General features: G+C 45.3%; 8 protein-coding genes. 7 read left to right on the top strand and 1 reads right to left on the bottom strand.

The genetic code is table 11. The annotated features are described in order from the left end of the window. Positions 1-141 precede the first annotated feature (141 nt). The 7 genes from ATB76_RS02635 (at position 142) to ATB76_RS02605 (ending at position 9,666) form a co-directional block, all read left to right on the top strand. Entirely contained in the window at positions 142-495 is a 354-nt protein-coding gene (locus tag ATB76_RS02635) for a hypothetical protein (protein WP_029790234.1), read from the top strand. A 12-nt stretch (positions 496-507) separates the two neighbouring features. After that, positions 508-1,857 (top strand): HlyD family type I secretion periplasmic adaptor subunit, encoded by a 1,350-nt coding sequence (locus ATB76_RS02630; protein ID WP_061034539.1) that lies wholly within the window; start codon positions 508-510, stop codon positions 1,855-1,857. Between the two features lie 3 nt (positions 1,858-1,860). Continuing rightward, positions 1,861-4,092 carry a response regulator gene (locus ATB76_RS02625; RefSeq protein WP_061034538.1) on the top strand — a complete coding sequence of 744 codons (2,232 nt, stop codon included), beginning with the start codon at positions 1,861-1,863 and terminating at the stop codon, positions 4,090-4,092. After that, positions 4,067-5,491, top strand: coding sequence for a TolC family protein (locus ATB76_RS02620; RefSeq protein ID WP_061034537.1), 1,425 nt, complete (start codon positions 4,067-4,069; stop codon positions 5,489-5,491). The genes ATB76_RS02625 and ATB76_RS02620 overlap by 26 nt, the downstream gene beginning before the upstream one ends. Next, positions 5,481-7,067, top strand: a complete 1,587-nt coding sequence (locus ATB76_RS02615) for an ATP-binding cassette domain-containing protein (RefSeq protein WP_061034536.1) — start codon at positions 5,481-5,483, stop codon at positions 7,065-7,067. Before ATB76_RS02620 ends, ATB76_RS02615 begins: the two co-directional genes overlap by 11 nt. Continuing rightward, positions 7,064-9,202, top strand: a complete 2,139-nt coding sequence (locus ATB76_RS02610; RefSeq protein WP_061034535.1) for an ATP-binding cassette domain-containing protein — start codon at positions 7,064-7,066, stop codon at positions 9,200-9,202. Before ATB76_RS02615 ends, ATB76_RS02610 begins: the two co-directional genes overlap by 4 nt. Before the next feature lie 107 nt (positions 9,203-9,309). Beyond that, complete coding sequence (locus tag ATB76_RS02605) at positions 9,310-9,666, top strand: hypothetical protein (protein ID WP_038867489.1); 357 nt, start codon at positions 9,310-9,312, stop codon at positions 9,664-9,666. 56 nt (positions 9,667-9,722) lie between these two features. On the opposite strand, the gene ATB76_RS02600 is transcribed toward ATB76_RS02605, so the two are convergent. After that, complete coding sequence (locus tag ATB76_RS02600; RefSeq protein WP_061034534.1) at positions 9,723-10,613, bottom strand: sigma-70 family RNA polymerase sigma factor; 891 nt, start codon at positions 10,611-10,613, stop codon at positions 9,723-9,725. Positions 10,614-10,795 lie beyond the last annotated feature (182 nt).

Genomic DNA, 10,795 nt, shown 5'->3' with positions numbered 1-10,795 from the left:
TCTGGAAAACCAACTTTTTTATCCAACTTTTTTCATACTCTTGTTGCTTAACCAGAAAGAGGTAAAAAAATTTGAAAACGCAATTTAAAGATCCTTAGTTATTGTCATTAAAGCAATTAGGGCGGTGGAACAATGATAAACATGACGAATCTGTTGCGCTCAGTCGACAACAGCCACAAAGGGCTGCAATTGCTATTGGGAGATTTTTACAAGGATTTCAGCAGCGCGGCGATCAACATCGAAATGCTGCATAAACAAAACCGTTTTGAAGAGCTGAGCGGCTACTCAAAAAAGCTGAAAACCATTCTGGTCTTGCTTTGTGATGATGATTTACCACCCAAGATGGCAAAGCTAGAGCATTTAAGTAAGCACCACTTTCCCGCACCTAATGAATTGATTGAGGACATAAAAACTGAGCTCAACAACGTGAACAAACAAATAAGCCAGCTGTTAGATATCGAGAACTCTATCGATGACAGTGCAGATGATGAATAACCGGGGTGGATCATGAGTAACAAGCAGATCGAGCACCACCTCAGAAAAGCACTCGTTTCCAATAACGAGTCTTCGAAGGTGACCGCAGACGATACGATCGTGCTAGCCAGTGCGATGACCAGCGTACACAAAACATTGCTGGTTATCTTTTTGCTTTCAATGGTGGCGATCGCCGTAGCGTCTCAAGCTCGTATCGACATTGTGGTGTCGGTGCGCGGTGAGCTATTGCTGGAATCTGACGTAGAAAAAGTGCAACACCTTGAAGGCGGTATTCTCGAAGAAATGTTAGTACGCAAAGGCGAAGTGGTTTACGAAGGTCAACCCATTGCGCGCATCCGGTCTTTGGATAGAAACACTCAACTCGATACAGTAAACACAGAAATCATTCAGCTTGAGTTAGACAAACTCAGGTATGAAAGCCTGCGCGATATGGTAGAGCCCGACTTCTCTGCCTACATCAAAAAATATCCAGAATTGGTTCAGGTAAACATGAATACCTGGCAGCAAGAGTTTTCCAAAAACCGCTCTAATGAAGAGTTGATCACCCACGACATCAATCATAAGAATTCGTTGATTGATTCTATGCTTAAGCGCCGCAAAAGCTCCGAGAACCAGCTTTCTTTGATTCGTAAGCAGCTCAATATCAAGAACACCTTGTACAAAGAAGAAATGGCATCTTACGTCGATGTTCTTAATATGCAGGTTCAAGAATCAAACATGGTGCGTGAGATTGAAAACCTTGATGAGTCGGTCATGAATGAGCGCTTCCAACTCGACAAGCTAGAGAAGCAGTACCGAGACTTGGTGGAAAATCGCAACTCCGAATACCAAGCACAAATCATTCAAGCGAAGAAAGATCTTAAGCTGAAACGCATTCTTCGCCCTCAACACTCAGACAAAGTGGATCGCCTCGTGGTCTACGCCCCTATTGATGGCGTGGTCGATAAAGTGCACTTTAACTTCCGTTCTGCCGTGATACCGCCGGGGGAAAGTATCGCGGACATTGCGCCGATCAATAACTCCCTTCATGGCGAAGCGAAGATTCCACGTAAAGACATGGGCTTTGTTGAAATCGGACAGGCAGTCAAAGTGAAGATGGACACCTACAACTTTGCCAAATACGGATTTTTGGAAGGCCGAATCGCATCGATCAGCCGTTCGTCCTATGAAGAAGAGGATGCTGAATTCTACCTCGCTGAAATCCAAATCAGCCAAAACTATCTAGAGCGTGGAGGCACACAATACAAACTATCCCCTTACATGGAGTTTACCGCCGACGTGAAAACAGGGTCACGTCGGGTTATCGAATACGCTGCGAAGCCGGTTATGTCGGCTATCGAAGACGCGTTCGATGAGAGGTAATGGATGAGTAACAAACCTTCCTACAATATTTCCGTTCCTGTTATGCGCCTAAGCATTGCTTTCAGCTTGGTGCTGGCTGCACTCGCCTTCTATTTGTATGTCTCTTGGGAAAAAGTGGATTCAGTGGAGCAAGTGCAAAACGCGCCTCTCTTGGTTCAAGCTCAACAACTCAACCAAACCATCGAACTTGATATCCAAACGCTTCAACGCTGTTTAGCCGCGCGTTATTGCAGTACAACAGAGCTCGATTTTGAGGTTCTGAAGAACGAAATTGACCAGTTTAAATCTCTCGCGTCACTCAACAAAACCGAGTTTAGCTTGGTGGGCGCGACCGAATATACGCAACTTGAATTGGCGATTAATCGCTTCTCGGACAGCTCAAAAACACGTGACGATGTGTTGGCACTGTATCTCTCGCTCACCAATAACTACCTACAAATGGACGACAACTATCGCACCATGTTTAACAACCATGCGAGCGACCTAATGATGGAGAAAAACGAGTTCTTCATTTGGTTGTTTATGGTCGTTATCGTGCTGGTTGGTATCGCCGTCCTATCGAATTTAGTGGCAATTCTAAAACTGAAAAAATCCAGTTCGAATGAGCGAGACATTGACCAAGAATTCGATGGGCTTTATCAAGAACTCAAACAACTGGATTTACAAAGGTTGGAAGAGTTGCTGAATGAAGTGAGCATCAATCCGAAGCAGCGTCAGATCTACTCTCACCTCAAACTGATTTTCAGCAAACTCGAAGAGCAAAAACGCAATAACGATCTCTACAAGCAGCTCTATGCTCTGATTGGTTACGAGATTCGAGGCATCACCAACACCATTAACGGCGGCGTGCAATACCTCGTACAAGAGACCGATGAGAGCGGCGTGTTGATGGCGCAAGATATAACCTCGGCTGCCAATACCCTGTCTGAGTTGGCAGAGAACTACAACCGACTCATTTCACAAGGAACCGAGAGCAAATCGAAAGAGTTTTCACTGCTTAATGTGCTGTCTGAATTGATGATTCACATCAGTTCCAAAGTGCAGCGAAATGAAGGTGAGCTAGACTGTTTTATCTCGGATAACTTGCCAAACCGTGTTGAAGGGCAATCCACCAGCTTATTCTGGGTGTTGTTCCTACAGCTATCGAATGCCATCCAACTCAAAGCCGATAAGAAACTGTTTGTCACCATTGAGTCAGGCGCGGCGTCAGACATTGAAAACACTCGCCTGACCATCAATCTAAACTTCTTAACCACACTGGATGTGCCGTTTGCCAAGCTCAATACCCTACACTGGAGCGACCATAAACAGCACACTGCAACCAAAGACGATTTGGCGAAAAGCGTACTGATGGATTATGGCTATTACGAGAGCCATTGGTATCAATCGGGCAATCAGGAACGTTTTCAAATTCAGCTCGATTTAAAAGCCAAGAGCTTCCACACCGAGAAAACTCGCTTCGACAATAAACGTTTGTTGCTATGTGCCAACTCTCAGCTGCGCATTGATGTAATGAACAAAATGTTGGTCAACTTAGGATTAGAGATCACACCAATTCGCACCCCGAACGAGCTCTTCTCTGCTGCAAAAACCTTTGGCGAATACGATGCCATTATGCTGACCGACACGTTCGAGCCAAACAAACTGCCCTCACTGAGCAAAACGGTGAAATCGCAACTACGCAATCACCCGAATACTAAATTGCTGCTTTCAGTCACTAGCACTCAGCAAGCGCAAGAGAGCCATACCTTTGTCGACAAGATTCTGAACTCTCCTGCGATTCCGTATGAGTTTATCCCCAATCTGTTGGTAATCATGGAAGCGGAAGCCTCTGAAGATCAGATGGAGAACAGCTCCTTCCTTATTGTGGAAGATGACCGTGTTCAACAGATTCTACTCAAACGTATTTTGAGCAAGCAGGAATACGAAGCCGACACCGTTGGCGATGGCGCAGACGCTGTTCAGCACTTCATGAATCAGCGCTCAGACATCATTTTTATGGACTGCATCATGCCGGGCATGGGCGGTATTGAAGCAACCAAACGCATTCGACAATACGAACAAGAAAGCGGACAAAACCCTTGCACCATTATAGGTGCGACAGCATTGACCAGCAGTAATGAACACCAAGCTTGTATCGAAGCTGGAATGGATTACGTGATCAGCAAACCTTATAAAAACGACGAAATCATCAAGGTGATCAACAAGTATGTGGCGGTACAGAAACTTAACTAGCTGCGTATTGGCAGCGCTAACATTGAGCAGTGCTCCTTCGGCAATGGCGACCACCTTGCTTGAGGCGGTCAAGCTCGGCTTGGAAAACAACTTATCTCTGCGCGCTAGTGACAAAGGCGTAGAAGAAAACGAATACAACATCGACATTAGTCGTTCTAAGTTCCTGCCCTCTTTAAACGGTGCCGCTGATACTACATGGAATGAAAACGAGACCATATTAACGGGAGCACCGGATACACGTTCAAGCTATAATTCAAACAGCTACAGCGTGTCTTTATCTCAATCGGTGTTTAACCTTGGCGACATCTTCAAATACGGCACCGCGAAGCTGGATTTCAACATTGAAGAAATCAAACACGAGAACAAAATCCAGAACACCATTTCTGAAATCGCGACGCAATATTTCGAGTACCTGAAAAACAACGCGCAAATCAAAGCCACCAAAGTCGAGCTTAAATCGTCTGAAACACGTGAACGCCAAATGCGTCGCAACGTGGAGCTTGGCAACACTGCGGCGAGCGAGTTGTATGAGGTAATTGCTCAGAAAGAAGGCATTGCCAACCGCTTAAGAACCTTAGAGAAAGATCGACGTGTGATTTTGAACGGTTTAGAGATTCAAGTTCAATATCCAGTCACCCCATCGCAGGACATCTACGAAAGCGTGCCCTTAGCAGAAATCAGCGAATCCGAACAACGCGCGATTCTTGAACAAGCTTTGAAGCTCAATAACGATTTATTGGTTGCGAAGAAAACCGTAGAACGCAGCCGAAGAGGCTTGAAAGAAAGCGGTTCAAACTTCGTTCCGACCGTGTCGCTCTCTGCCAGTTACCGTTACGACGATGCGAACAACTATGACCGAACCGACCCAACCGCAACAGGGGACAGTAACTCCACCAGCGTCAGTTTGAACTTGAATGTGCCGATTTTCTCCGGCGGTTCGGATTACTACGGTTATCAAAAATCATCGACGGCCATCGAGCGAACGGAGCTACTGTACCAAGATTCGTTGTTCACAACGCGCAATAGCGTTAATACCTCAGTGCTCAACATTAATGACTTCTCCCGCGCCATCAGCAGCTACGAGAACATCATCCGAGCCAACTACGCTTCCTACAAAGGCATTCAACGCGCTTACCAGCTAGGTACGCGAACCATTACCGACTTACTGGCAGCGGAAAGTAAACTGTTTAGCGCGCTACGCGATTACGAGAGCGCGCGCTATGACTACATCATTGAATCGATCAATCTTGAACAAATCAAAGGCATGTTGTCGGTGCAATCCATCGAAAGCATCATGCAGTTGATGAGCGATATCGAAGGCAGAAGCAATCAAGACTTAGTTCCAAAACACCTTCTCTCCAAACCATCGATTAAGAAAGGAGGTCGCAATGCAAACTGAGCATTTTTCCCAGAAGATTAACTTTGCTGACAAGTGTTATCTGACTTTCTCAACGGTCATCTCAACACTGTTTGGTTTAGTGTTGCCCTTTTCGATACTGATTATTTTTGACCGAGTTTTACCTAACCAAGCCAAAGACACGCTGTTTCTTCTGTTTGCCATTATCTTGATCACAATCTTCCTCGACTATCACTTAAAGAATCAGGAAGAGAAGATTTCGTCTGTGATCATGAAGCAATTCGAAACCAACTTAACCAACAAGGTGTTTCAATCCATCTGTTTGGCTGAGATATCGAAGTTTCGTCGCCTAGAACCCGGTGAATACTTAGAGCGTATTGCTACCATTGCAGAGATTAAATCCTTCTTTGGCGGAGAATCTGTACGGGCACTGATCAACCTTGCAGTCAGCATATTGACCATTCTGATTATCGGTCTGATCAACATCTGGGCGGGGGTGACCATCTTACTTGCCTCCATCGTTTTGGCCGTGTTCGCACTCAGCCTTTCCAAGCAAAAGATCAACAGCCTAGAAAACAAATCCGACATCGAAGGCTTAACCACCTCAAAAATCATCGAGATCATCTCTAGCCCACTCGATATCAAAGCGCGCAATATGGAATATCGCGTTGAGAGCTTGATGACACAAATGGTGGAAGAGCGTGAAGTCGAGAACATCAAATACGAGCAAATCGAATCAAACTTCAGCCTTATCTTGTCGCTCATACAACAGCTCTCCATTGCTTGTGTGGTGGTAGTTTTAGCAACGGCAGTTATCAACATGCAATCTAGCCAAGGCATCATGGCAGCCATCATCATGCTTACCAACCGCTACTTCGCCCCATACCAACAAGTGATGCGCACGGTGAGCCGCTGGGAGTTGAACAAACTTCATATTCAACGAATCGCCGAGTTGCTTGAGCTTGCTGCGTCTGTAGAACAACAAAATGACACAACAGAAGTCGAGCGCATCTCGGTGAAGTATTCGGAAAAACAACGCATCGAGTTTGAGCGCGGTCAGGCTTACTTGCTAACAGGGAAAAGCGGCGCAGGCAAAACCCACCTCGCCAATTGCATTACGCGGCAAAACACTGACAACAAACTGGACATTAAGATCAACGAGACACCACTCGATGACGTCAACTACAACGTCTGGCGTAATAGCGTGCTGATGGTCGACAAAACCAGCTCATTCGTTGAAGGCACCATCATCGACAACCTGACTTGTTTCCGCCCGAGCTTAAACAACACCGCATTTGCGCTTTGCGAAACCATGAACATCAAAGCACAAATCGATGCCCTTCCCGCGGGTTTTTACACCGAGCTTAAAGGACATTTACGCAACCCATTCTCACGCCAAGTCGCTTATGCCTTGTTGTTAGTACGAGCCTTACTCGCGAACAAACGTGTGTTGATCTTCGACGACATCGACTGTGTTTATGATGACGACTTTGCTCGATTGGTTTTGACCAGTACCGCCTATCGTGCCAACGACAAAATCCTCATCATCGTCAGCAATAAGATGGACAAACTCAATCATCGCCTCAAACGCGTCAAACTTACCGTAGGTGACCAATGAGTATTTTGGTTGATTTTAATAATGTCCCTCAGCGCTTGTTGGACTTTGAGACTCGCAGTTATGACGAGCGATACAATCAGTCGCCTTTGATTCGTGGTTTAGCTTACACCCTCATTGCACTTGAATGGGAAGGCACACCTTCTATCCTCAGCGACGCTTTTATTCCTAAGCCAAAAGACAGCGACAGTTTTATTGCCACGATTGAACGCCTTGGTTACCGTTGTGACGTCACCAAATTAAAAACATTGGAACACATCGAGGGGCACCCTCATCCTTGTTTTATCGAGATAGAAAACCTCACTGCGATTTTCTTGGGCACTAAAGACGGCAAACTGATCCTGTTTGATTACACCAATAACAACACCATTGAATACCCGCTCTGTAAAAAGCCGTGTTTGTTGGTCTCGATCAGCGAATACTCGCGCTTGTTCCGAGAACCGCCACCTGAATCTCAAGACCGAAGTAACTGGATTAAATACGCGTTTTATCGCTACAACAATGAACTCAAAAGTCTGATTATCCTCAGCTTCGTGATCAGTATCTTGGGCGCACTCCAACCCTTCTTTATTATGAGTGTGTACAACTTCGCATTGACGTCTAGCTCCCAAGCCACGCTCTATTGGCTCACCTTGTTTGCGGTGATTGTTGGGTTCTCGGAATACTTTTTTAAGAAGATGCGAGTCAACATCATTGCCACGTCAGGTAAGGATTTGGCGGTGCACATTTCTCAAGCAGTTATTTCCAAGCTGTTATGGCTCCCTTATGCGATGACATCCACCGCCGGCGTGTCTTCTCAGTTGGCGCGTTTAAAAGACATCGACACATTTCGCCGATTGGTAACGGCAGAGTCGACCTTGAGCTACTTCGACATGCCGTTTGTTATCGTGTTCATTATCGCGATTGCCATCATGTCAGGAACCGCTGCACTGGTCGTCATGGCGGGTTTGATTCTGATGTTGGTGTTCTGTGTTTATTCTCGTTACATCTATTCACAAGCCACGTCAAAGAGCTCTCGCGCCAACGCCATGGTTTCTTACCAATGGAATGAGATTCTTCGCGGCATCAAAACCATCCAAGGCTTGCCACTGTTGCGCGTTATTCAATCTCGCTTCAGCGCTTCACACATGCAAAGCACCAACGATACAGAGAACGTTGCGGTGACCAACAGTAAGGTTCAAGCCGCAGGTGGCAGCTTGATTCAAGTGATTGGTACCGCAAGTATCGTGACCGCGGTTATCGGTGTCATGGATGGCACGTCAGACGCAGGCGCCATGCTTGCAACCGTAATTTTAGTCTGGAAGGCGTTAGGTCCAATTATGGGCATCTACAACTCCATTTCTAAGTTCCAATCGATCAAGGCGTCTTCTGCGCAAATCAACAACCTGATGGCTATGAATGACGATAAGCTAACATTGGAGAAAAGCCCACCTATTCGCCTCTTCCAAGGCAGCATTGTCGGCAGCGGTGTGAGCCATCGCTACACTGGCGCAGCAACAGGCTTAACCAATCTCGGGTTTAAAATTGCCCCAGGCGCGAAGGTGGTGATTTGTGGACCAACAGGTTGCGGTAAAACCACGCTAATTTCCATTCTTGCGGGTTTAGAGGATAGATACCAAGGCGCAGTGTCAGTAGACGGCTACAACATCGAACAGTTCAACAGTTATCGCTATCGAACCTCGATTAACTACATCCCGTTTAATTTGCATATTTTTGAAGGTTCTCTGGAGACTAACTTCATCTTGCATAATGGACTCATCCCTAAAGAAAAGATGCAAGAGATGGTGAGCTTTTTCGAACTCGATGCGTGGTTGCCAGAAGGATTGAACACTCAGCTAAGCGTAGATAAATGCAAGAATTTACCTAACGGTATTCAACAGAAATTGCGCCTCGCGCTGGGGCTTGGAAGTTGCGAACAATCGCTGATCATCATTGACGAACCCTTTAACGGTGCCGAGCAAGAGAACGCTCAATACTTCAACCGTTTGTTCACCGACAAACTGCTTAACAAAACAGTGATTTTCTCCACTAATGATCCTGGATTAATTGCCACATCAAATATGAGTTTAGTGTTGGAGCCGGATGGGAACTTGAAGTATTTTGGCTTAACAGACAAATACTTAAACAGCTTAAGTTAAGACTGTGGCGCTTATTCACAAATCCAGCATTACTTAATGAATGCAATTGACAAACATATAGACCAAAGAGATGATTCGCATGAACAAGACGTAAGATAAGGGATGAAATGTACACATTCGTTGCTGACAAACTCGATGCCGTTTATTTATCAGCGATTCCAGACAGCCATGATTTTCAGGATTGTGATATTCCGGAGGAGGAACTCGAGATCCGAGAGATTATTGACGTTTGGTATGAAAGTGCTTTCTTGCCTGATTTCAATCTTCAACGTATTGAAATTGAAAACAAAGCGCAGCTCGTTGAAACCCAAAGTCATGTCATGAGCAAAGACACAGCCACCTTGGCTTTTTTGCTTAAAAATAGAGTTTATCGAGCAGCCCTTAAAAGAGTATTAAGTGTATGGACTCGAGAACAAACCGCTAAAACGCAATTACAACTGCTGTTGCTGTCCACTGAACAATGAAAAAAGCCAGCTAACTCGCTGGCCTACGTACCGTTCTTCTGAGATTAGCAATCTCACTACACCCACCCATCAAATTTCAAACGCTTCTGAATACGCTCAACCGCTTCTATTTGCATTTGGCGCACTCGTTCGTTCGAGATATTTAGCAAACCACCCACTTCAGAAAGAGTCTTAACGCTGTGTTCAAACAAACCGAAACGATGGATTAAGACTTGTTGTAACTTTATCGGCAATGTATTGACCACGTGCTCTAACGCTTGAGTAAAACACTCATCTTCACAGTCTTGCTCAGGGTCTGGCGTATATTTACTTTCACAATGGTCAAGAACGAATGGCGCATGTTGCAAATCAACCGTGGTAGAAACATCAATAAAGCCACTCAAAGCAACCAACTCATCAACTCGCTCGACTTTAACCCCAGAACAGTTAGATAGCTCTGCAATGGAGATGTCTTTACTCATGCTTTTACTCGCGTCGTGTTTTTTGGATGCTAAGCTGTTTATCTCTTTGCAAACATGAACAGGGAGTCGAACCGTACGGCCATTATTCATCAATGCCGCTTCGATATTTTCGCGAATCCACCAAACAGCATAGGTCGAAAAGCGGAAGCCTGGTTCTGGATCAAACTTATCGATGGCTTTGATCAAGCCGATGTTGCCCTCTTCAATTAGGTCAAGCAACGTGAAATTGTTACCAGTACGTTTTAAGTAGCTTTTTGCAATTTTCACCACCAAACGTAAGTTAGACTCAATCATGACCTCGCGCGCTTCTTTATCACCCGCACGATTAAGCTTGGCGTAATGCAGTTCATCTTCTCGAGAGAGTAAATCAATCCCCACGATGTCTTTTAGATAATGCACGTAAGGATCTTTACCTGCAGAAAGCGTTTCTTTCATTGGCATCTCATCCGTGACACCTCGGGACCTAGCAAAACACTCGTTGTTCATTTCCCCGTCCTTATCAAGCCAACTTTATTTGTGTAACTCTTTGGCTACTTTCCTCCGTGGCTCAATTAATATGCCACCCAACGAATAACATTCGTTTTACGTTGAGTGTAGACAAGGCTTTTTATCTTTACCAAGAAATTGCATTTAATTTCATATCAACCCTGCACTCAACTGTCAAAGCG

It is taken from the genome of Vibrio sp. MOR3, assembly GCF_001557775.1.
In the GTDB taxonomy this organism is placed as follows: Bacteria; Pseudomonadota; Gammaproteobacteria; order Enterobacterales; family Vibrionaceae; genus Vibrio; species Vibrio jasicida.
This window is presented reverse-complemented; position numbering and strand designations above follow the sequence as displayed.